This window comes from Klebsiella aerogenes, assembly GCA_029027985.1.
In the GTDB taxonomy this organism is placed as follows: Bacteria; Pseudomonadota; Gammaproteobacteria; order Enterobacterales; family Enterobacteriaceae; genus Klebsiella; species Klebsiella aerogenes_A.
Genome location: CP119076.1, coordinates 1,410,368 through 1,433,056, shown reverse-complemented (window position 1 = coordinate 1,433,056; position 22,689 = coordinate 1,410,368). Strand labels below are relative to the sequence as shown.

Genomic DNA, 22,689 nt, shown 5'->3' with positions numbered 1-22,689 from the left:
AACAAGTCCGATCAGCCATTTTGTGTATAAATTTGCGCCTTCCGGCACACATCGTTAAGATCGTGCTACGCCTTGTGATTCGAGTAACTTACGTGAAACAAAATGCCATACAACCCGCCAACCTGGAATTCAACGCTGAGGGTACACCTGTTTCCCGAGATTTTGACGACGTTTACTTTTCTAATGACAACGGTCTGGAAGAGACGCGTTACGTTTTTCTCGGCGGCAACCGCCTCGATACGCGTTTTCCAACCCATCCGCGCCCGCTGTTTATCGTTGCGGAGAGCGGGTTTGGCACCGGACTCAATTTCCTGACGCTGTGGCAGGCGTTTGATGTTTTCCGCCGTGATAATCCGCAGGCTACGCTGCAAAGATTACATTTCATCAGTTTTGAAAAATTTCCGCTGAAAGCTGACGATCTGCGCCGGGCGCACCAGCACTGGCCGGAACTGGCGCCGTGGGCAGAACAGCTGCAGGCGCAGTGGCCGCAGGCCATCGCCGGTTGTCACCGCCTGCTGCTTGACGAGGGCCGCGTGACCCTGGATTTATGGTTTGGCGACATCAATGAACTCACCGACCAGCTCGACGATTCACTCAATCGCCAGATCGATGCCTGGTTCCTCGACGGCTTCGCGCCGGCGAAAAACCCGGACATGTGGACGCCGGGGCTGTTTTCCGCCATGGCGCGCCTGGCCCGTCCCGGCGGCACGTTAGCGACCTTCACTTCCGCCGGCTTTGTCCGCCGCGGACTGCAGGACGCCGGTTTCACCATGCGGAAAAGCAAAGGCTTTGGCCGTAAGCGCGAAATGCTGATCGGCGAATTGACCGCCGATGCGCCGGTTCCTGCCCGGTCGCCATGGTTTGCCCGCCGCGGCAGCAACTCCCGTGAAGCGGCGGTGATCGGCGGCGGGATCGCCAGCGCCCTGCTCTCGCTGGCGCTGCTGCGCCGCGGCTGGCAGGTCACCCTGTACTGCGCCGACGCGGTGCCCGCCAACGGCGCTTCCGGGAATCGCCAGGGAGCGCTATATCCGTTATTAAGCCAACACGATCGGGCGCTAACGCGCTTTTTCCCTGCGGCGTTTACCTTCGCCCGCCGTCTCTATGACGCACTACCGGTGATGTTCGACCACCAGTGGTGCGGCGTCACGCAACTCGGCTGGAATAATGCCAGCGCGGATAAAATCGCCCGGATGCTGGAACTGAATTTGCCGCCGGACATTGCCTGCGCAGTGACCGCAGAGCAGGCGGCGGAGCTTACCGGCGTCGCGACCGGCTGCGGCGGTATCACCTATCCCTCCGGCGGCTGGCTGCACCCGCAGCAGCTAACCGCAGAACTGCTGGCGCTGGCGGCGACCCGCGGTCTGCATGTTCACTACGGCTATCACGTTGAAACGATCGACGCCGAGGACGATGGCTGGCTACTCAACCAGCAGCACCGCCATCAGGCGGTGGTGCTGGCGAATGGCTATCGGATGACTGATTTTGCCCAGACAGCGCGGCTACCGGCCTATCCAGTCGGCGGTCAGGTCAGTCACATCCCCACGACGCCGGGGCTTTCCGCACTGCGCCAGGTACTGTGCTACGACGGCTATCTGACGCCACAGAACCCCGTTAACCAGCAGCACTGCATCGGTGCCAGCTACCATCGCGGCAAGACGGATACCGACTTTAGCGTGGAAGATCAGCAGCAGAATCGCCAACGTCTGATTGATTGCTTCCCGCACGCGGACTGGGCAAAAGAAGTGGATGTCAGCGCCAATGACGCCCGCTGCGGCGTGCGCTGCGCGACCCGCGACCACCTGCCGATGATCGGCAATGTTCCGGACTACGAGGCAACCTTGAGTCAGTACGCCAGCCTCCACGAGCAGCAGCTCGACGCCGACAGCGCGCCGGTCTATCACAACTTGTTTATGCTGGGCGCATTAGGGTCTCGCGGGCTGTGTACCGCGCCGTTAAGCGCAGAACTGCTGGCCGCGCAGATGAGCGATGAACCGCTGCCGCTGGATAGCGAAACGCTGGCGGCGCTGAATCCGAATCGACTGTGGGTAAGAAAATTGCTGAAAGGAAGAGCGGTAAAATAACCGCGGCGACAGAGATAATCCCCGGATAGCAGCTAACGCCTCATCCGGGCTACGGTTTGGTAGCCCCGGTAAGCGCAGCATGACCGGAGAGAGCGCCCGGATGCCGGTTAACGTCTCATCCGGACGACATCATTGATCAGGCCGGGGTTTTCGCCTGCTGATACAGGTTATCCCACATGCCTTGCACCAGAATCTGATCCGGCGGCGACAGCTCACCCGCGCTGATAGCCTTCTCCAGACTGCTGGCGACTTTGTCGTTAATCGCCTGCGCTGAATGCTCCCCTTCCCCTTCCAGCTCAGCCACCGCCAGCGTCAGGTGGCCGCGCAGATAACCGCCAGCAAACAGTTCGTCATCACTGGCGTGGTCTACCATATCGTCAATTAACGCCAGAATGCGTGATTCAAACTCCGCGATCATCGTCTTTCCTCTTTCATTTGTAGAACGTGGCCTTAGCGCAGGTCTTCCGGCCACGGAAATTGTTCTGCCGTCAGCGGCGGCGTTTGATAATACTGTTGCAGCGCGCGAATAAAACGCGCCGGACGCTCCGGGATCCCCTGCTCCAGATAAGTCATCACCTGGGCATGCACGCGCCGTTGAAACGCGATGCGGTCGGGCTCGACGTCCCCTTCCAGGTTGTCGCAACTGACGTTAAACGGGAATCCCGCCGCCGTGCAGAATAACCACTCAAAAGCCTGAGGTTTAACCTCGACGTCTTCGAACTTGCTTTGCGTCATCGCATCGCGGCCGTCCGGGCAGTACCAGTAGCCAAAATCCACCTGCTCGCGGCGCGCTTTACCGGCGATGCTCCAGTGGGAAATCTCGTGCAGGGCGCTGGCATAAAAGCCGTGAGCAAACACGATCCGGTTATACGGCGCCTCGCTATCTGCTGGAAGATAGATCGGTTCGTCGTCGCCTTTAATCAGACGGGTATTAAAATCATCGGCAAAACAGCCGTCGAAGATATCGACCAGCTGCTGATAATGGTGTTGCTGTTGCATTAATGAATTCCCAACCACTGCAAAATCTCAGCTCCATGGCTGTCGTAAAGAAGTTTAGCGCTCATCACCGCGGAGACGACAACGATCATTGGCCGGATCAGCGACTGCCCTTTACTCAGCACCAACCGTGAACCGGCGCGGGCGCCAATGAACTGTCCAGCCATCATCACGAAGCCGGTCGCCCAAATCACCTTCCCGCCGATAATAAACAGCAGCAGACCGCCAATGTTGGAGGTGGCATTGAGCAATTTGGCGTGGGCGGTTGATTTCGCGAGGTTAAACCCGGCAAGAGTCACAAAAGCCAGCGCATAGAATGAACCTGCCCCCGGGCCGAAAAAGCCGTCGTAAAAACCGACGCTGCCGCCAGCGACCAGCGCGAACGGCAAGCCGTACAGCCGACGCTGGCGATCGGACTCGCCGAGACGTGGCATCAGCAGGAAGTAGAGGCCAATGCCTATCACCAACAGCGGCAGAATCTGCTTGAGAATATCGGACTGGACGTGCTGCACCAGCAGCGCGCCGACAGTTGATCCGATAAAAGTCATCAGGATATTGAGTTTCTGGTCAGCAAGATTAACCACCTTGCGGCGGATAAAATAGAGCGTGGCGGAGATAGAACCGCCGCAGGCCTGCAGCTTGTTCGTAGCCAGCGCCTGAGCGGGCGGCATACCGGCCGCCATCAGCGCCGGAACGGTCAACAGCCCACCGCCACCGGCTAATGAATCAATAAAACCGGCCAGAATCGCGACAAAAAAGAGCGCCACCAGAACCATCGGCGACACCATAAACAGATCGACAAAACTATCCATTAAAGAAGATGCTCATCCAGTAACGCCTGGCAGGAAGGCGGCAGCGGAGGCGGCGTCTTCTTCACAGGTGGGGTTGATCCAGGTTTAGGCGGCTCGAACCAGCTCTGTAGCTCGGCGCCGCAGCCATCGCCAGCCGGCGGCGGCGCTTGATCTTCGCACTCAAGACTACCCGCCGGGCAACGCAGGCGCACGTGCATATGGGCGCGATGCTGGAACCACGGGCGAACTTTGCGCAGCCATTGACGATCGTTGCCGGCATCCAGACACAATTGCTGCTTGATAGCCGGGTTGACGAAAATACGCGTCACGTCGTTATCTTCCGCCGCCATTTTAATCAGATTGCTGATTTGCGGGCTCCACAGCGACGGCACCACGCGCTTACCATCGCGCGCGACTAAATCGAGCGCCTGCGGTTTCAGCAGCTGTGCTGAAGTCCAGCGGGTCTGCGGCAGTTGCAGGAAAATATCAACATCCAATCCCGATTGGTGGCTGGCGTGGCCGCCATTGAAGCGCCCGCCCGCAGGCATACCCATGTCGCCAATCAGCACGGTCCCCATCCCTTTATTATGCGCCTGCATGCTCAGACGCTGAATAAACTGCACGAGATCCGGATGGCCGAAGTAGCGACGCTGGTCGGTGCGCATCACCTGATAATCGGTTGAGTTCAGCGGCAGCGCCTCGGCGCCGACGATACAGCCGTTCGCGAACGCGCCGATAGACTGCGCGCTGCCGCTAATCGGCTGCGATATTTTCTGCCATGGCGTCGCCGCCAGACTGGCGGTGCTGGCCAGGAGCGCCAGCAGAGCGATAACGGTTTTTTTCATCTCTTACCAGCGTGGAATTGATGTCGTCACGTCGCCATTCTGCGCGCGTTGACGCATAAAATGATCCATTAACACGATAGCCAGCATGGCCTCGGCGATCGGCACCGCACGAATACCGACGCACGGATCGTGGCGCCCTTTAGTGATCATTTCGACTTCTTCACCAAAACGGTTGATCGTATGACCAGGAACGGTAATGCTGGAGGTCGGCTTCAGCGCGATGTTGGCGATAATCTGCTGCCCGCTGCTAATGCCGCCAAGAATGCCGCCGGCGTGGTTGCTCTGAAAGCCCGCTTTGGTGATTTCATCGCGGTTTTCGCTACCACGCAGTTTGACCACTTCGAATCCGTCGCCAATCTCCACGCCTTTCACCGCGTTGATGCTCATCAGCGCGTGGGCAATATCGGCATCCAGACGGTCGAAGACCGGTTCGCCGAGACCCGGCGGTACGCCGTCAGCCACTACCGTCACTTTCGCGCCGATGGAGTCGCCCTCTTTTTTCAGGCCGCGCATCAGTTCATCCAGCGCGTCGATTTTATCCGGATCCGGACAGAAGAACGGGTTCTGCTCAACCTGATCCCAATCTTTTATTTCCAGCGGAATATCGCCCATCTGCGTCAGACAGCCGCGAATAACAATGCCAAACTTAGCGGCGAGGAATTTTTTCGCAATTGCCCCGGCAGCCACGCGCATCGCAGTTTCACGCGCGGAAGAACGGCCACCGCCGCGATAGTCGCGCAGACCATATTTCTGCTCGTAGGTGTAATCCGCGTGTCCCGGACGGAACAGATCTTTGATCGCGCCATAATCCTGCGAGCGCTGATCGGTGTTCTCAATCAGCAGACCGATACTGGTACCGGTGGTCACGCCATCGAAGACGCCGGAGAGAATTTTCACCTGGTCCGGCTCGCGACGCTGGGTAGTGTAGCGCGATGTTCCCGGACGACGACGATCCAGATCGTGCTGCAGGTCAGCTTCGGTCAGCGGGATACCTGGCGGCACGCCATCGACGATGCAGCCCAAAGCCAGGCCGTGCGACTCGCCGAAGGTGGTGACGCGAAAGAGTTGTCCAATTGTATTTCCTGCCATCACGGCTCCATTCTTTTCGTTATGTTTGCGTGTTGTTTTTTAGTCTTTATAAATACCGAAATGCGCGCGCGCGTCGATCAACTGCTGTTTGGTCAGCATGAAGACGCCGTCGCCGCCGTTATCAAACTCAAGCCAGGTAAACGGCACGTCCGGGTACTGCTCCATCAGATGTACCATGCTGTTACCGACTTCACAAATCAGAATACCGTCGTCATTGAGATAATCCGGCGCGCAGCCAAGAATGCGGCGAGTCAGCTTCAGACCATCGCTACCAGAGGCCAGCCCCAGCACCGGCTCATGCTCGTATTCGTCCGGCAGGTCAGCCATATCTTCTTCATCAACGTACGGCGGGTTGGTGACAATCAGGTCGTACTGCAGCTTCGGCAGGTCGCGGAACAGGTCGGAACGAATCGGCGTAACATGATGAATCAGGCCGTGTTCTTCTACGTTCTGCTCAGCAACGGCCAGCGCGTCCGGGGAGATATCGACAGCGTCGACTTCCGCTTCCGGGAAGGCGTAGGCGCAAGCGATGGCAATACAGCCACTGCCGGTACACATATCGAGAATATGCTGCGGTTTATGGTTAATCAGCCCGGCAAACTGGTTATTGATCAGTTCGCCAATCGGCGAACGTGGTACCAGTACGCGCTCATCGACATAAAATTCATGGCCGCAGAACCACGCTTTGTTGGTCAGATAGGCCACGGGAATACGCTCGTTGACGCGGCGAATCACGCGCTCGACGATACGATGTTTTTCACTGGAGGTCAGGCGCGCGGTGCGCATATCTTCCGGAATATCTAACGGCAGGTACAGCGACGGTAATACCAGCTGTACAGCCTCATCCCACGGGTTATCGGTACCATGACCGTACCAGATGTTGGCGGCGCTAAAACGACTTACCGCCCAACGCAGCATGTCCTGAATGGTCTGCAGCTCATTGACCGCTTCATCAACAAAAATTTTATCCACGCAATCCTCCAGGGCACGCTCTGCTATAAATTCGGCGGCTAGTTTGCCACGACGGCGGCGATAAATCAGCATTCTTACATCGTGGGAGCAGGGAAAAATAGGTTTTCCTTGCCTGAAGCGCGGGCGAGTCGGGTAAACTAACGAAAAGAAATAATGAGAATGGGCAATGAAAAAGAAAACATCGCTAAGTGTGGAGGATCAGGCACTGTTCCGCCAACTGATGACCGGCACGCGGCAAATCAAACAGGACACCATCGTTCACCGCCCGCAGCGCAAAAAGATCAACGACGTGCCGCCCAAGCGTTTATTGCAGGAACAGGTTGATAATAGTCACTATTTTTCCGATGAATTTCAGCCGTTGCTCAATACTGAAGGGGCGACAAAGTATGTGCGTGCGGACGTCAGCCATTTTGAATTGAAAAAGCTGCGCCGCGGCGACTATTCACCGGAGCTGTTTCTCGATCTGCATGGTTTAACCCAGCAGCAGGCGAAACAAGAATTGGGCGCGCTGATCGCCGCCTGCCGCCGCGAGCACGTTTTTTGCGCCTGCGTGATGCACGGGCACGGTAAACACATCCTCAAGCAGCAAACACCGCTGTGGCTGGCGCAACATCCGCATATTATGGCTTTTCATCAGGCGCCAAAAGAGTACGGCGGTGATGCCGCACTATTGGTGCTGATTGAGGTAGAAGAGTGGCTGCCGCCGGAGCTTCCGTAACCGGAAGCTCCGAGGGTGGAAAAGCTTAGATTGCTTTCGCCATCTTCAGATTGCAGGGACTCATCTGCCAGGTGAACTCGCCTTTGCCGTCAGCGTCCAGGGTGACGCAGGCAATCGCCGAGGTGGTGAACATCGGGGGCGTTTCCCCCGGGCACAGCTCTGAGACGAGGTACCCCACCAGTGGCAAGTGTGAAACGACCAGCGCCGTTTTCACGCCTTCATTCGCCAGCGCCTGAAGATAAGCGCTGACCATCCCTACATCGCCGCACGGCGTGAGTTCCGGCATCACGTCGACATCTTTCGGCAGGTTCATGCACTCCCTTACGACATCCAGAGTCTGCTCTGCACGCAGGTAAGGGCTGACAAGCACCCGCTCAATATCCACTTTTTGACCTTTCAGCCAAGCCGCCATTTGACGAGATTCGTCACAACCGCAAACGGTTAAGGGACGAACGGAGTCACTGGCTGCATCGAGGGCAGCGTCGCCGTGACGCATGATAAAAACTTGCATATTGCACCGCTTTTGTTAACCAGAATCACCGCAATCCGCGCTGCGAAAACAATACGCAGGCGACCCGGTGGCCGGGCATTGTGCCTGATCCATCCAACGAATGAAACGCTGTTTTTTACCTCAATGGCGTAAGTATAGTCAATATTTGTTTACAAAACAGCCAATCGACAGCGTCATTCAACGTCAGATTTACCTTTTTTGACCACAACTTAGGTCGTCCGTTCACCAGTGGGCCAAAAGGTTGCCCTCTGCTCGGCCATGCGTAATAACGTGTCGCACGGGGAAAAACGAGGGCCGTACTGTGCGGCCAGGCGCTGCAAGATCGCGGCGACTTCACCCGCGCCGAGGCTATCCATATAGCGGAACGGGCCGCCGAAGAACGGCGGAAAACCTATACCGAAAACGGCGCCAATGTCGCCGTCGCGCGCGCTGCGCACAATACGCTCATCAAAACAGCGCGCCGCCTCATTGAGCATCATCATGACGCAGCGTTCCGCTACCTGCTGAGCAGACAAACGCGCCTGCGGACCGGCTACGCCCAGTAACGGGTAAATAGCGGAGTCAGCCCGTTTTTTGCTTTTACGCCCTTTTGTCTCGTAAAGATAGAAACCGCGATTATTTTTTCTGCCTTTGCGATCGTCCTTCAAAATCGCGTCAATGATGTTTGCAGGCGGGCTAAAACGCTCTCCAAAAGCGCTCTCCAGCACCGGGATAATTTTGGTGCCGGTATCGATGCCAACCTCATCCAGCAGCTGAATAGGTCCAACCGGGAAACCGAATTTCACCAACGCACTATCAATATGTTCAACCGGCTCACCTTCCACCAGCAGGCGCATCGCTTCATTGATATACGGCGCCAGAATGCGGTTAACGTAAAAACCGGCTCGGTCTGCCACCACAATCGGCGTTTTCCCCTGACGTTTCGCCAGCTTGACCACCGTTGCGATGGTCTGTTCATCGGTTGTCGCGTGTGGAATCACCTCTACCAGCGGCATTTTTTCTACCGGGCTGAAGAAATGCAGACCAATCACCTTATGCGGGCGGGCGGCTTGAGCTGCGATCTCGCCGATCGGCAGCGAAGAGGTGTTTGAAGCGAAGATCGTCTGCGGGCCGCAGTGTTGTTCGATTTCACCAACCATTCGCTGCTTCAGCGCCAGATCTTCAAATACCGCTTCGATCACCACATCGCGATGCGCGAAGCCCTGGTAATCCGTCACGCCAGAAATAAGCGCCAGCTGACGATCGCGTTCACCTGCGCGCAGATAGCGACGGCGCACCTGTTTATCAAGCAGATCCCAGCTGTACTGCAGCGCGTGGTTGATCCCGCGCGCCTGAATATCTTTAATACGCACTGGCAGACCGCCTTTACAAGCGGTGACATAAGCGATGCCGCCGCCCATCAAGCCGCCGCCTAATACGCCAATGCTATTCAGCGGACCGGATTCGGCCTGCGCGCCGCGATCTTTTTTCAGGTCGGTGCTGGCAAAGAATATGGATCGCAACGCTTGCGATTGCGGGGTCATCGCCAGTTCGCCAAACGCCCGCGCTTCTTCGGCATAGCCGCTACTGCAACCGTGCGCCAGTCCATTTTCAATCACCTGCAAAATGCGTTCTGCCGCCGGGTAATTACCCTGCGTTTTTTGCCGCGTCTTTTTCGCCGCCATGCGGAACAGCAGCTGGCGGCCTAAAGGCCCGGCAAGCACCCGTTCACGCACCGGTATAGTGCGGCTGGCCGGCCGCCCTTTCATCGCCAGCTCAACGGCAGCCTCCAGCAAGATAGAGTGCGGGACGACATCGTCCACCAGCCCGGCTTTCAGCGCCTGACGCGGACGAAGCTGCTTACCGGTCAGGATCATGTCCAGCGCCGTACTAACGCCAATCAGCCGCGGCAGACGTTGGGTGCCACCGGATCCCGGCAGCAGCCCCAGTTGGACTTCCGGCAGCCCCAGTCGGGTCTTGTCGTCATCGCTGCACACTCGTCCGTGGCAGGCCAGCGCCAGCTCCAGACCACCGCCAAGGCAGGCGCCGTGAATGGCGGCAATCACCGGGATAGAAAGAGCGTGGATCTCCGCCATGATCTGCTGTCCCTGGCGTGCCAGCGCTTCGGCCTCTTCGGCGCTGGCGCAGCGGGCAATCATGTTGATATCGGCGCCAGCGATAAAGTTGTCGGGTTTGGCGGAGATAAACACTGCGCCACGCAGCGTTTTATTCTCGCGGATCTGGCGGATAATCGCCCTGACCTCGCCGCCAAATTCGGCTTTCAGGGTATTCATTTTTTCGCCAGGCGCGTCGATCGTTATCACCGCGATGTTGTCCGGGCGGGTTTCAAGGGTAAATGCTGATGCCGTTTCCATTATTCGGCCTCCAGAACCATAGCGGAACCTAAACCGCCCGCCGCACAGGCGGTGACCAGACCGAACCCACCGCCGCGGCGACGTAGCTCGTGCAGAGTCTGCGTAATCATCCGTGCGCCGGTCGCCGCGAAGGGATGGCCATAGGCGATAGAACCACCGAGGACGTTGAATTTGCTGGCATCGACTTCACCGGTCGCCTGTGGACGACCCAATACTTCACGCGCAAATCGATTGCTGGCTAAACACTGCAAATTAGCCAGCGTCTGCGCAGCAAAGGCTTCGTGCATATCGATAAGCGTCAGGTCGGCAAGAGTAAGCCCTGCTCTATCCAGCGCCAGCGGCGTGGCCCATGCCGGTCCCAACAGCATATCCTGCCAGACATCAATGGCGGTGAAAGCATAACTACGCAGGTAACCCAGCGGGGTGAGCCCCAGCTCTTTGGCCCGGGATTCGGTCATCATGATAACCGCCGCCCCGCCATCGGTCAGCGGCGTACTGTTCGCCGCCGTCACGCTGCCGTGTTTACGGTCGAACGCCGGTCGTAACTTTTGGTAATCAGCCAACGTTGAATTTTTACGAATATTGTTGTCCTGTTCCAGCGGTTCGCGATAAGGCGGCACGTAGGCCGTCATCACTTCGGCGGTAAGTTTGCCCTCTTCCCAGGCGCGGGCGGCGAGCTGATGCGAACGTAGCGCCAGCGCATCCTGATCTTCGCGGCTGATGCCCCAGGTTTTCGCCATCTGCTCTGCGGTATCACCCATCCGCAGGCCGGTCGAATACTCCGCGACCGCAGGCGGTACAGGTAAAAGGTCGCGTAAACGCAAGCGGGAAAAAAGCTTCAGCCGCTGGCCAAGCGTGCGTGCCTTGTTGGCATCGACCAGCGTGCGAGCCAGTTTTTTACTGACGCCGATGGGAAGAACAGAAGAGGAGTCGGCACCGCCAGCAATGCCTGCGCGGATCGTTCCGGCCATCAGGCTTTCGGCAATATTGGCCACTGCCTGGAAACTGGTCGCACAGGCGCGGCTAACACTGTAGGCATCGGTGTGCACATTCATGCCAGTGCCAAGAACAATTTCGCGAGCAATGTTCGGCGCTTCCGGCATCTGCACCACCTGGCCGAAGACCAGCTGTTCAATCACTTCCGGGGGAACATCGCTGCGTGCCAGCATTTCGCCGACGACCATTTTTCCCAAATCAACGGCGGGAACGCCGTGATACGCCGTCGCCTGACGCGCAAACGGGGTACGTAAACCGCTGACAATGGCAATGCGATCGCCCTGACGGGTGATAAGCGGTAATGCCTGACTCATAACACTCCCCTGTTAACCGATAAAACCAAGTGGTCTGACCTGATAATTAGTCTTAACTAATTTTTTACATTAAGCCAATCGGGGAAGAGAAAAAGTGGGAGCCAAAACACATTGAATAGAAAAGGTAACGCCCCTTTTCAGGGGCGTTAAGGGAGAGGATTAACGTAAACCCAGTTGGAAAATCAGCGATTCCGCTTCGCAGCAGAATACAAAATCGATATCCAACTGCACGCCGCCTTCAACATCGCTGAAAGTCGGCGTGATTTTGCACGGCTCAGATTCCGCATTGCGCGCTTTTTCGCTCAGAGCGGCGAGCGTCGCTTCCGCTTCAGCGCGGTTAGCAAATACGCGGCTGTAAGAAGCGGTGCAGTCGGTGTTGTCCACAATGGTGCCAACATCCATACAGCAGCAAACCGGGGTTTCATCAGCGCTACATTTACTCATCGTAGATTTCCTCTGCATAGGCACCTTCGGCGCCAGACAAATAATGTGTCTATTTTACGCCCGCCAGCAGCCCCTCTCCAGTTGTTAATGACGGGAAGAGGGTTAAGTGACAGAAATCACACTTAAAAATGATCCAAAACAAAAATGCTCCAAATTGGGTATGACCGTAAACGGCAATTTTGCCAGCTGGATCGCGTTTTTGTTATCACACTTGAAAAATCTCATAAACAAACTTGCAACAAATCATCTGGTCAGACCTATACTCAGCCCACTGGTCTGATTTCTCTGTCGTAAAGCAGACCCTACACTTCGCGCTTCTGTTACGGCATGTAACATAGTTTAAATAAAAATAACTCAATGAGGTTATGGGCATGAGCCAGAAAACCCGCTTTACCCAATCTGCCCTTGCAGTGGCTGTAGCACTTGTTTCAACCCAAGCCTGGTCCGCAGGATTCCAGTTAAATGAATTCTCCGCATCTGGTCTTGGCCGTGCCTATTCCGGTGAAGGGGCAATCGCTGACGATGCGGGCAACGCCAGCCGTAACCCCGCGTTAATTATGATGTTTGACCGTCCTACGATGTCGGCGGGCGCCGTCTTTGTCGATCCGGACGTTAATATTTCAGGTAGATCTCCGACGGGTAGAAGCCTGAACGCAAATAACATCGCACCGACCGCCTGGGTGCCGAATCTTCATTTTGTATCGCCAATTAACGATCAATTTGGTTGGGGGGCTTCTATTACCTCTAACTACGGTCTGGCGACCGAATACAATGATGATTATGCTGCCGGCAGCATGGGCGGGAACACTGATTTAACCACCGCTAACTTTAATATCAGCGGTGCCTATCGTCTGAACAGCAACTGGAGCTTTGGTTTAGGCTTCGATGCCGTGTACGCAAAGGCAAAAATCGAGCGCTACGCAGGCGATTTAGGTCAGATCGTTGCAGGTTCCGGCCAACTGCCGCCAGCGCTGGCAGGACAGGTTGCACAGATCCCCGCCGACACTCAGATTGCCCATTTGAATGGCAACGCCTGGGGCTTCGGCTGGAACGCCGGTATCCTGTATGAATTGGATAAGAATAACCGTTACGGTTTCACCTACCGCTCTGAAGTTAAAGTCGACTTCGATGGCAACTATAAGAGTAATATGCCGTCAGCATATAACCAGATCCTTGGTAATTTTGGCCTACCGGCAGGTACCGATGGCCGTACTACTAACGGTTCTCTGACTCTCAATCTCCCTGAGATGTGGGAACTGTCAGGTTATAACCGCGTCGCGCCGCAATGGGCAGTCCACTATAGCCTGACCTACACCAGCTGGAGCCAGTTCCAGGAGCTGAAAGCTACCGGCAGCAACGGTCAGACGCTGTTCTATAAAGATGAGAGCTTCAAAGATGCTTACCGCATCGCGCTGGGTACCACCTATTACTATGACGATAACTGGACCTTCCGTACCGGTATCGCCTTCGATGATAGCCCGGTTCCGGCTGGCACCCGCTCCATCTCTATCCCGGATCAGGATCGTCTGTGGCTGAGCGCCGGTACCACTTACGCGTTCAATAAAGACGCCTCTGTGGATGTGGGTGTTTCATACATGCACGGCCAGCACGTAGAAATTAAAGAAGGTCCTTATACCTTCCGTTCAGAAGGGACCGCGTGGCTGTACGGCGCGAACTTCAACTACCGCTTCTGATAAGCTGACGGTATAAAAAAGGGTGAACAATATGTTCACCCTTTTTTTTCTATCTGCCACGAATTACTGCGAGTCGATATCTTTTAGCTCATCCTGAATCGCCTGAGCGTTCGGGTTATCCGCCGGGGTCAACTTACCGCCGTTGGCGATAAAGTCATGGCGCTGGAAGTAGGCTTCACGCACCATAATGTACGGATCGGAAGACTGACGCAGCAGACCATCGGAATCCAGCAGTTGAGCTCGAGTTTCAATCCCCTCAACCGCCCACTTGCCGATAGACATCGGCCAGGTCAGCCAGGAGAGCACGGGATACAGGTCATCGGCCATATCGCCGCCTTCGTCACGCAGCGTGAAACTACCGTAGAATGGCAACTGTACATAAGGGCCATAGCCAACACCATAATGACCCAGCGTGCTACCAAAACGATGCGGTTCAACACGCTGCAGTTTTGGGTTCGCCATACCGGCGACGTCGATCAGACCGCCCATCCCGAGAATGGTGTTAAGGAAGAAGCGAGTGAAGTGCACCATCCCTTTGTAGGGGTCGCCCTGCAGGAAGGAGTTGACCATCACCGCGGGTTCTTCAAGGTTGCTGGTGAAGTTGCTTAAACCGTTACGCGCCGGCTGCGGCACATAATCACGCCAGGCGACGGCAACGGGGCGCAGTACATAAGGATCAACAACATTAAAGTTGAAGTTGAACATGGTACGGTTAAACCCTTCAAGCGGATCCGAACGCCCCTGTGGCTGATCGCCAGAGCTTGAACTGGCACATCCCACCAGCAATGTGGCGCCAAGCGCAAGCGCCGACAGGCGATAATTCATAGGTGTCTCCCTGTTAATTCTGACTATCGCTAGGGGCATCCGGGACGGTGTCCCCCATTTGTATATTATCGTTGGGTAGCTGATTTCAGCATAGCCTTCTTTGGCATCATTGCTGCTCTCCGATTCTATACATATTTCGCAATATTCGTATTACTATTCTTGCCATTGTGCTGAATTTAGGAGCTTATCCTGGCGCGCAGTGCGGAATGCGCTCGATGTCTGAACCCCACCCCACCTGCGGTGATTTACGTTGACAACGGAAAGCTGAAACAGAAAAAAGGGCTAAACGGCTGCAAATTAAGCAATTAATCGCAATGCGCTTAACGGACGGTGGAAAAAACGCTATAATCCCGCCGCCTTGTCCCCTTAGTTAAATGGATATAACGAGCCCCTCCTAAGGGCTAGTTGCAGGTTCGATTCCTGCAGGGGACACCATATACATCTCTCCTGAATCAATAACCCCCCCTTATAATCAGTGATAAGCCCTCTATTCTGGCTATGTGACATTGTAAGTATCCCGGCAAAACGGCCCATTCACTTGTAGAGATCTTCCGACATACTGATTATGTCCCCTGAGGAGATCACCATGCGTAAAGCCCGATTCACCGAACACCAGATTATTGCCGTTCTGAAGTCCGTCGAAACCGGACGTACCGTCAAGGATGTCTGCCGTGAAGCCGGTCTCTGAAGCTTCGCACTACAACTGGAAAGCAAAATATGGCGGTATGGAAGATCTGGAGGATGAAAACCGACGCCTCAAACAGATGTTTGCTGATCTCAGCCTTGAGTGCCGGGCACTTAAAGATGTCATCGAAGGAAAGCTTTAAAACCAGCGATAAAGCGTGAACTCGTCGAAAGAGACGATGAGTGTACGCCAGGCATGCAGGACGTTATCGCTGAGCAGGACGGTGTATTTTTAGCAGCCCGGCGTGATGAACCGGTGATCCATGCGCTGACTGAACTGGCAGAACGCTATCCGCGCTACGGTTTTAAGAGGCTGTTCCAGCTGCTGCGCAGACAGGGTAATACCTGGAACCATAAACGTTTTCACCGGATTTACTGCCTGCTGAAACTGAATTTCCGTCGTAAGGGAAAACCGCGGCTGCCAGTGCGTAATAAGAGTAGAGTAAGGGAGATCATTGCTAAGTCAGAAAAACCGTGTTCTCTGATTTCATAAATATAAAACTTATTGGGTAGCTACAGGCCATAAATACAGTATGATTAACCTTAGATTACTTATCTATGTATACTTTCTTATTAATATTTACACTGGTCGTCCCAAGTACATTCCCGGATTTATCCATCAAAAATAGTATAGTATCATTGTTTCGTTTTAACTGTTTTAGAATAATAGTTAAACCATTTTTGCATAAGAAAGATGTACCCACATACGCTTCAGCATCATCATCGACGCCATTCATAGCATCTGAAAAGTTACACCTAACGGTTGTTTTCCCATCTTTGGACTTGTAGACAGCGCCACCATCTGACCAGACAAACTTAAACTCTCCGGAGCTTGGATACGCAGTTATAACAGTTTGGTCCGCAATAGCAGCTGCACAAAAAAACAGAGGAGCGAGACCTAAAACCCAGTTAGCCATTTGTTTATTAATATATTTTAAAAGTGTCATTGTAATTTCATCATTCCATTTTTTCCATTGTCCAACTTTCTTGCTTCTATGTCATGTATTTTTTCCAGAAAGTTGAGTGGTTCATCAGAGCTTCCCCGGTCTCTCCAATGATGAAAGTGAAAAGAAGGCTGACATGCACTTTTAGAGAATATAGCAATAACAGTAACGGCAATCTGCAGATGCGTCTGGGTATTAAGGGATACAGCACGATTGATGACGGCAGAATATGTGAGTTCCAGCAGTTTATCGAGGCAAACTGGCTCTATAACTCGCACACTCATGGGATGACAATGAACGGAGAGTGAACAACCAGGACGGCACGCGCAATATTTGGGGATAAAGGCTACAGCAATCCATAGGGGATGCTGAGAATTAAATACGCGTTCTGAAGGCAGCACGCGTCTCTCATATGCGGGCAATCAGCTGACTTCCCGCGGGTTTTTATTTATCTTTCGCAGGGATACTGTGCCCTGAGCGCTTCAGGAATCAGTACAGTAAAGGGTTTATTCACGGCATCAGGTACGGACAAAATATATCCAGCTACTTTCTGAGTAATCTCTTTAACAGACCCCTGCGGGCAGTAATTGACCGTACTTTTGTCTTTACTCCCGAGTGCATAATCCATGTCAAGATAAGCCATCACATAGCCCTGTAAAACAGATGCAGCTATCACGCTATTTTCTTTTGTAACCTGCCCCAGTGCCGCTTTTGCTGCATTACGTTTTTCCGGGTTATAGCCGTTCCCCAGCACGGACTGTATCTGGTTTTGTGCAGCATACGTACCCGATGCGGTTAACGTCAGAAACATGATAAGACCTGATATAACTTTTCTCATACGAGCTCCGTAATTTCGTTAGGAATATTTTTGAAAACAGTATGGTCGCAGGCTGTCGCTATCCATGACCCTGACACAGGGAAAAGTCTGAATCAAAATACCTGACACCCGAGAGCAGCCAGCGCGGATATCTTCGATTACATTGAAGTGTTCTACAACCAGGCCCGGCGCCACAGCCATCTTGGCGGCGTCAGTCCAGAGGCCTTCGAACAGGCCTCGTCGTGAGGACAGAATTTGTCTACTGTCGTGGGATCAGCCCATAGAAACGATCAGCAGTCAGGATAATCTGAATACATACAGCTACGCAAGCAACCCAAAATATTCATACCTGACATCTTGCCAAGATCCTTCATGTAACGATGAACATATTAATTATAATTAATGGTATACGTTAGAATCCCATTCGCCGTACCTGGTGTAACTGTAGAACTTGTCTGAATATATCTGGCTAAAAGCGGAACCTTAACAGTACTACCGCTAATGTTTGTCCCTGTCATCTGAGGGATTGTATTAAAATTTATATTTACAGGCGACCCTGGTGCATCTGAAGCAACCTGAATACCAACTCCAGTAGCTGTCGAATCCGCTGATAATTTAAAAACACCATTGGTGGCATCTATAAAGTCACTACCGGGTGTCAAGTATACATTTATAGTATTTGGTGAGATGGTCGCAGGCGTGTTTATGCCTGTATCATAAGACATGCCACCACTTGCAGTTCCATAGCCAGTACTACACCCAGTCAGGGTAATACCTGCATCTATCCATTGTGTTGTGGAGTTTATGCCAGAAAAGGATTTCCCTATAGAGTATATCCCCATAGGTACCGTGACACTTGTCGGTGTTGTACAAGTATAGGTACTTATTGCTACAGTACCTGTAAAACAAGCCCGCGCAAAGGTGGCCATTGTTGATGGGCTTTCTGATAGGCCTAATTTAAACACGACACAGGGAATTATGTCGCTCATGTTTAATACTGTGCCAGCGGGTATATCACCAATTTTTACTAAATTAACACCAAGGTACCATGTTGAAGCAGAAGCTTGACATACGTTTTTACCATCACATGCAGTAGATGCAAGTGAAGTGTTGATATTCGATCCTGATGGTCCTATAGGCATGGATACACCAAACAAATAAAACCCGACGCCAGGGATCTTAGATTGATAAACAGGGCCACCAACATAACCGGTATAAGGCGATGGTGTCAAAACAGCACCAGAGTCATATTCACGGCTTATTATCCATTTACTTGATGATGTTGCTTCCGTACATGTCACAGATTTGGTGGATGCATTCGGAGCGCGACTGTTCTGAGATAAGAAGGTCGCAGGCAATGCGGCATTGCTTCCAACTGATAACTGCGATGCAGTCATCACATAATTAGGGTTATCAACCGTGCCTGATGTAACGGTACATGCAGAATAACTAAAGTGGCTAAATAGCAAAAGTAAAGAAAAAATAAATCTCATTATATTATCCTATATAAACAGACACTCATAACATTGAATCGCATCAGTGAATATAAATATCACTTCAACTTTTATTCATACTTAGCAACTGCGGTTGGATTGCGTCACCATTGATATGCTCTCCACCACCTATATGGACGGGTTTACATTGTTGATTAAATGTTTGCAGTGCCTTATTCTGCTGCGATTTTGAAACTGGTATCAGTCTATAATTTAATAAGCATCGTTTATCTGAAGCATTTCCCCAGCGGACAGAGAGAATGCCACTTTGTTTAGCTACTCGGGCATATACCTGGCCACTCTGGCCGACAACCCCAACAACACGCCCCGAATCGTCAAGAACATCCGCGCCAAAAGGTACAGGGTCAACCCCATTGGTTGTTGCATTAATAAGCACAGGGGTTCCTTTATTCGTGGTATATTTAAGTTTTACAATTGCACCATCATAGGGTGCTACTTTTTGTTCGGTAGATGAAAATTCAACATCATCTTCAACATCGCCAGGATCAATAGTAATGCTGTTCATCTGATAAGGGTTCAGATAGGGAACTAAAGCATATCCGAAAGAATCGACATAAATTCCAGGATAAGATGTAATTTTTGCCCCTGTGGCACCCTCAGCATCAACCAGTGCAAAAGTATCTGAAATATATGGTGACAACGTTATTCCGCCACTATGAGCAACCAATGAGCCCATCATGCCAAAAGTAGATGAGCGATATTGCCTCCCTGTGCCATATGATGTCGATAATGTTGTATACTGGGAAGTATATTGGCCATTAATTGAAGTATTCACCCCAGCATCTTGCGTATTCCCTGTTATAACACTGTAGTTAAACTGGTTATTATTCCCTACACTACCTGATAATGCGGCTTGCTGTACATTTTGACCATTACTATTTTGCCCGGCCTGTAATCTGAGCATTGACCTGTTATCATCACCGCCAAGAGGGAAAAACATGCTCAACATGAAACTATCCTGAGCATGACCATGTATATCATAGGTTCTGCCACCGGAAATACCATAGCTTATTGATCGATAACGATTATTGTATCCAATCTGGTATTGTTTATTTGTATAATCAGAATTCCAGTAATCCTGCATAGACCCACTGGCATAAAACTGCCCCCATCCATCTGAAAGCGATTGTGAAAGTGAAATAATATATCTATTTTTTACACGATAAGTTCCTTCCAGTGATCCATTAGTATTTTGGTTTTCTTTCGCCTGCATCGCAGTAATGAAATCCATATACCCGGATGTCGAAAATCGATATGCTGCAAGCGATATTTGACTATTTGTTTCAGCAATAATTTTACTGTAACTGACTCTGTAGCTTTGCCCTTCTGACTGCGTTTTCTTATCCTGCTGTTCATCTGTCAGGATTGTCCTGGCATGGGTTATATCAAGTGATAACGCACCAAGCGGGGTGCCTAATGCCCCGCCGAATTGCGCGGAGTAGTATCCATCACCGATCTGAGTGCCACCATACGCAGTCACCAGGTTGGTCAACCCACGCTGGTATGTAAGCTGAAATAATTCAGGATTACTTTTAACTAATGGGCTATTAAGACGCCCCCCAGTAACAGAGTATCTTGCCAAACCTGGACGTAATAATTGTGTCACCGAAGAATATGCTACACTGAATGTTTGTACAGTTCCGTCTGCTTCGTATATTTTCACATCCAGATCGCCACCATAACCAGAGGGATACATATCATTAATAAGAAATTCCCCTGGGCTGACATTTACTTCTCTAATCACCCTGCCATTCTGGCTAATCGTCACGCGTGCATTAGTTCGTGCAATCCCGCGAATGTCTGGCGCATAACCTCTTTGCGACTGTGGTAACATCCGGTCATCTGAAGCAAGTTGCCCACCAGAAAATGGTAACGTATCGAATACTATTCCGGACGTGTTTGATTGACCAATAAGCATACGTCCTGAGATCGCAGGAATATCATGCTGCAAGTAAGTATCTGAAGCATCATAATTAGTTACCCCGGCACTTTTCATATAATTTCCATTATGACGAAAATACCAGCTACCGATATTTATTCCAGCGTTAAATCCTGCATACAGTGAATTATCCTGCCTTCCGTTGCTTTCATTAAAGTACTGATTGAGAGTGTAGCCAAGAATTCCAGCAGGAATACCGCTATCCCATAGCGCAGGTCTGACGCTGCCCTGAGCTTCTCGCTCTATATATATTTGGGGAATTGATATATAGAGTTTCTGCTCATTACTATCAAAATATTCCGTAGCATCTGGAATAAATTCAGATATCTGAGAGCATGTATTGCTATCACTATTTTCACTTGCTAATAATTTACCATCTAACTTTTCAAACTTTAAGGGAAATTGTTTTATCAATGCATAATCAAGACAGGATACAATGGTACCGTTGCCGCTATCCTTGAATAAAACATCACTGGTTGTTATTTGTGCATCATTAACATAGACTGTTACGTTGTATGTCCCTGGTGTAATAGCAGCGCCATTAGCAAAGCGAGAGAGATCAACATCCCCTCCATTCTCAGTATTTAAAAAAAGAGCATTAAAATCGACATTTTGCGCAACACTAGTTCTTTTTTCATCGTTAGTGTCAACCGCATATACCATACATGAGTATAGCGTTGAGCTAATAATAAGTACTAATGGTGATATCTTTATTAGCTTCCCATTGATAAATAAATTTTCCAGGAACATGATTCTCTCTGCCTGCATTTTAGTCATATATATCAAAATGAGTACTGATTATTAATTATTGCACCATAATCGTTCAGAGAACTTGCTATAAGTGTATTGGCACCTTTAGCATAAGTAGTTTTAAATACCGTACTGGAAAATGGAGCAATCATCTGACCATCTAATGACTTATTTCCTATTTTAACTTTAATCAATGAAATATAAAAAGGTGTGGGGTTATATGCACGAATCCCGTCAGATACAGGGGACCATTGTAATTTACTGGCTGAATCACTTGCTCCTTCAAGACCTGCTGGCCGATAGAACAACTTAATTCGACTCCTGAAAGCAATTTGAATGTAGTTTTTGCTTTTTAAATCCTTACTTACAGGGGGAATTTCGAGTACATTTAGCCAAAAGATTGATTCACGATCAGTGGGCAATGATGGAGATAATGCCTGAATTTTTAACGTTTGACCTTTTCCAGGTTCAATACGATTGATAGGTGGATTAAGTAAAAATGGAACAGTAATTTTTTCCGGGCGAGTTTGTTGCTCACCTTTATCAATCCAGCTTTGAATAAGTGCAGGTTGCTTGCCTTCATTACTTACATGTACGCTGACATTTTTTGCATCAGAAGGATAAATAACACGTGTACCAGTAATGACAATACTAGCTGAAGTAGTTACTGACCACATCAAAGAAGAAAATAATAAAAAATAAGATAAGTAACGCATAAGCACCTCAGAAAGCATTGATTGAGAGGGCTAAAAGCCCTCTCTTAACCGGAATATCTGAAAAATAATTAGTTATACTGGATAGAATAAGTTACCTGACTTGCAACTGTACCTGCGGTTGCACCACCAGTAGCGGAATAATACTGAACCGAATATGGTAGGTTTGTAACCGTGGTATTGCTGTCTGTAGTATCAATATTCACCATCGTTGTAGATGCAATTTGAGCAGGGTCCCCAGCTTTGATTGGAGCATTAGAATTAGACCCATCAAGCAATTGCAGGGATACCTTGGTCGCAGCACCTGCACCAGTATCTGTGTTATTAAGCAAACCAGTGGTAGGCTCAACGGTAGGGCCAGCTTCAAAATAGGCTGATGCTCCTGTCGCAGACCCGGAACAATTGCTAAGACTAATTACAAAACCAGTGGTACCTGCATGTGAATCTGTTGCATTCAGGAGGCTGGCAGGCAAAGTTGGAAGTACCACGTCATTAGCACCAGTACTGGTAACAGCCACGTCACAGGTGGTGTCTGTCAACAATCCACTGAAGTTAATCACGCCATCAGATGAATAAGCACTCATAGATGTAATAGAACCAGTAAGCAGTAATGCCGATAATACATATGATAATTTCACGATTAAATACCTTTTCTAATTATTAAGCATACAAAATATATACGTTATTATGTTCACATA

At 51.3% G+C, this 22,689-nt stretch carries 20 protein-coding genes, 1 tRNA gene and 2 pseudogenes; 6 read left to right on the top strand and 17 right to left on the bottom strand.

Annotation, left to right across the window (positions count from 1 at the left end; genetic code table 11):
* The first annotated feature begins 92 nt into the window (after positions 1–92).
* On the top strand, positions 93–2,081 hold the full coding sequence (gene mnmC / locus PYR66_06865) for a bifunctional tRNA (5-methylaminomethyl-2-thiouridine)(34)-methyltransferase MnmD/FAD-dependent 5-carboxymethylaminomethyl-2-thiouridine(34) oxidoreductase MnmC (protein WEF29425.1): 1,989 nt from the start codon (positions 93–95) through the stop codon (positions 2,079–2,081).
* A 136-nt stretch (positions 2,082–2,217) separates the two neighbouring features.
* On the opposite strand, the gene PYR66_06860 is transcribed toward mnmC, so the two are convergent.
* Genes PYR66_06860 through prmB form a run of 6 tightly spaced genes read right to left on the bottom strand, consistent with a single transcriptional unit; the run spans position 2,218 to position 6,774 of the window.
* Positions 2,218–2,499, bottom strand: a complete 282-nt coding sequence (locus PYR66_06860) for a YfcL family protein (protein WEF29424.1) — start codon at positions 2,497–2,499, stop codon at positions 2,218–2,220.
* Positions 2,500–2,531: 32 nt separating this feature from the next.
* The gene (locus tag PYR66_06855; protein WEF29423.1) at positions 2,532–3,080 is read right to left on the bottom strand and encodes an elongation factor P hydroxylase; all 549 of its coding nucleotides are present in this window, start codon (positions 3,078–3,080) and stop codon (positions 2,532–2,534) included.
* Positions 3,080–3,889 (bottom strand): sulfite exporter TauE/SafE family protein, encoded by an 810-nt coding sequence (locus PYR66_06850; protein WEF29422.1) that lies wholly within the window; start codon positions 3,887–3,889, stop codon positions 3,080–3,082. The genes PYR66_06855 and PYR66_06850 overlap by 1 nt, the downstream gene beginning before the upstream one ends.
* The gene (gene mepA, locus PYR66_06845) at positions 3,889–4,713 is read right to left on the bottom strand and encodes a penicillin-insensitive murein endopeptidase (protein ID WEF29421.1); all 825 of its coding nucleotides are present in this window, start codon (positions 4,711–4,713) and stop codon (positions 3,889–3,891) included. Before mepA ends, PYR66_06850 begins: the two co-directional genes overlap by 1 nt.
* A gap of 3 nt (positions 4,714–4,716) precedes the next feature.
* Complete coding sequence (gene aroC / locus PYR66_06840) at positions 4,717–5,802, bottom strand: chorismate synthase (protein WEF29420.1); 1,086 nt, start codon at positions 5,800–5,802, stop codon at positions 4,717–4,719.
* Between the two features lie 39 nt (positions 5,803–5,841).
* Positions 5,842–6,774 carry a 50S ribosomal protein L3 N(5)-glutamine methyltransferase gene (gene prmB, locus PYR66_06835; GenBank protein ID WEF29419.1) on the bottom strand — a complete coding sequence of 311 codons (933 nt, stop codon included), beginning with the start codon at positions 6,772–6,774 and terminating at the stop codon, positions 5,842–5,844.
* A 166-nt stretch (positions 6,775–6,940) separates the two neighbouring features.
* On the opposite strand from prmB, the gene smrB reads away from it, so the two are divergent.
* Positions 6,941–7,492 carry an endonuclease SmrB gene (gene smrB, locus PYR66_06830; protein ID WEF29418.1) on the top strand — a complete coding sequence of 184 codons (552 nt, stop codon included), beginning with the start codon at positions 6,941–6,943 and terminating at the stop codon, positions 7,490–7,492.
* Positions 7,493–7,517: 25 nt separating this feature from the next.
* Here the strand turns inward: smrB and sixA are convergent, their stop codons facing one another.
* The 4 genes from sixA to PYR66_06810 form a co-directional block, all read right to left on the bottom strand.
* Entirely contained in the window at positions 7,518–8,003 is a 486-nt protein-coding gene (sixA, locus tag PYR66_06825) for a phosphohistidine phosphatase SixA (GenBank protein ID WEF29417.1), read from the bottom strand.
* Positions 8,004–8,212: 209 nt separating this feature from the next.
* Complete coding sequence (fadJ, locus tag PYR66_06820; protein ID WEF29416.1) at positions 8,213–10,357, bottom strand: fatty acid oxidation complex subunit alpha FadJ; 2,145 nt, start codon at positions 10,355–10,357, stop codon at positions 8,213–8,215.
* On the bottom strand, positions 10,357–11,667 hold the full coding sequence (gene fadI, locus PYR66_06815) for an acetyl-CoA C-acyltransferase FadI (protein WEF29415.1): 1,311 nt from the start codon (positions 11,665–11,667) through the stop codon (positions 10,357–10,359). Before fadI ends, fadJ begins: the two co-directional genes overlap by 1 nt.
* A gap of 159 nt (positions 11,668–11,826) precedes the next feature.
* Positions 11,827–12,111 carry a YfcZ/YiiS family protein gene (locus PYR66_06810; GenBank protein ID WEF29414.1) on the bottom strand — a complete coding sequence of 95 codons (285 nt, stop codon included), beginning with the start codon at positions 12,109–12,111 and terminating at the stop codon, positions 11,827–11,829.
* A 371-nt stretch (positions 12,112–12,482) separates the two neighbouring features.
* Here PYR66_06810 and fadL point away from each other — a divergent pair, with 371 nt between their 5' ends.
* A complete protein-coding gene (gene fadL / locus PYR66_06805) occupies positions 12,483–13,805 on the top strand; it encodes a long-chain fatty acid transporter FadL (protein ID WEF29413.1) in 1,323 nt (440 codons plus the stop codon).
* Between the two features lie 63 nt (positions 13,806–13,868).
* On the opposite strand, the gene mlaA is transcribed toward fadL, so the two are convergent.
* Positions 13,869–14,630, bottom strand: a complete 762-nt coding sequence (mlaA, locus tag PYR66_06800) for a phospholipid-binding lipoprotein MlaA (protein WEF29412.1) — start codon at positions 14,628–14,630, stop codon at positions 13,869–13,871.
* Positions 14,631–14,990: 360 nt separating this feature from the next.
* Between mlaA and PYR66_06795 the strand changes: the two genes are divergently transcribed.
* A tRNA-Arg gene (locus PYR66_06795) sits at positions 14,991–15,065 on the top strand.
* Positions 15,066–15,216: 151 nt separating this feature from the next.
* Positions 15,217–15,747: pseudogene (locus PYR66_06790) on the top strand (transposase).
* A gap of 115 nt (positions 15,748–15,862) precedes the next feature.
* On the opposite strand, the gene PYR66_06785 reads toward PYR66_06790, so the two are convergent.
* Positions 15,863–16,261 (bottom strand): hypothetical protein, encoded by a 399-nt coding sequence (locus PYR66_06785; GenBank protein ID WEF29411.1) that lies wholly within the window; start codon positions 16,259–16,261, stop codon positions 15,863–15,865.
* Positions 16,262–16,706: 445 nt separating this feature from the next.
* Positions 16,707–17,096 (bottom strand): Rap1a/Tai family immunity protein, encoded by a 390-nt coding sequence (locus PYR66_06780; GenBank protein ID WEF29410.1) that lies wholly within the window; start codon positions 17,094–17,096, stop codon positions 16,707–16,709.
* A 117-nt stretch (positions 17,097–17,213) separates the two neighbouring features.
* On the opposite strand from PYR66_06780, the pseudogene PYR66_06775 reads away from it, so the two are divergent.
* Positions 17,214–17,321, top strand: a pseudogene (locus PYR66_06775) (IS3 family transposase).
* A gap of 143 nt (positions 17,322–17,464) precedes the next feature.
* On the opposite strand, the gene PYR66_06770 reads toward PYR66_06775, so the two are convergent.
* The 4 genes from PYR66_06770 to PYR66_06755 all read right to left on the bottom strand — a co-directional run bounded on the left by PYR66_06770 (position 17,465) and on the right by PYR66_06755 (position 22,629).
* Positions 17,465–18,568 (bottom strand): fimbrial protein, encoded by a 1,104-nt coding sequence (locus PYR66_06770; GenBank protein WEF29409.1) that lies wholly within the window; start codon positions 18,566–18,568, stop codon positions 17,465–17,467.
* A 64-nt stretch (positions 18,569–18,632) separates the two neighbouring features.
* Positions 18,633–21,278 (bottom strand): fimbrial biogenesis outer membrane usher protein, encoded by a 2,646-nt coding sequence (locus PYR66_06765; GenBank protein WEF29408.1) that lies wholly within the window; start codon positions 21,276–21,278, stop codon positions 18,633–18,635.
* A 32-nt stretch (positions 21,279–21,310) separates the two neighbouring features.
* Positions 21,311–21,994, bottom strand: coding sequence for a fimbria/pilus periplasmic chaperone (locus PYR66_06760; GenBank protein ID WEF29407.1), 684 nt, complete (start codon positions 21,992–21,994; stop codon positions 21,311–21,313).
* Between the two features lie 68 nt (positions 21,995–22,062).
* Complete coding sequence (locus PYR66_06755; GenBank protein ID WEF29406.1) at positions 22,063–22,629, bottom strand: fimbrial protein; 567 nt, start codon at positions 22,627–22,629, stop codon at positions 22,063–22,065.
* Positions 22,630–22,689 lie beyond the last annotated feature (60 nt).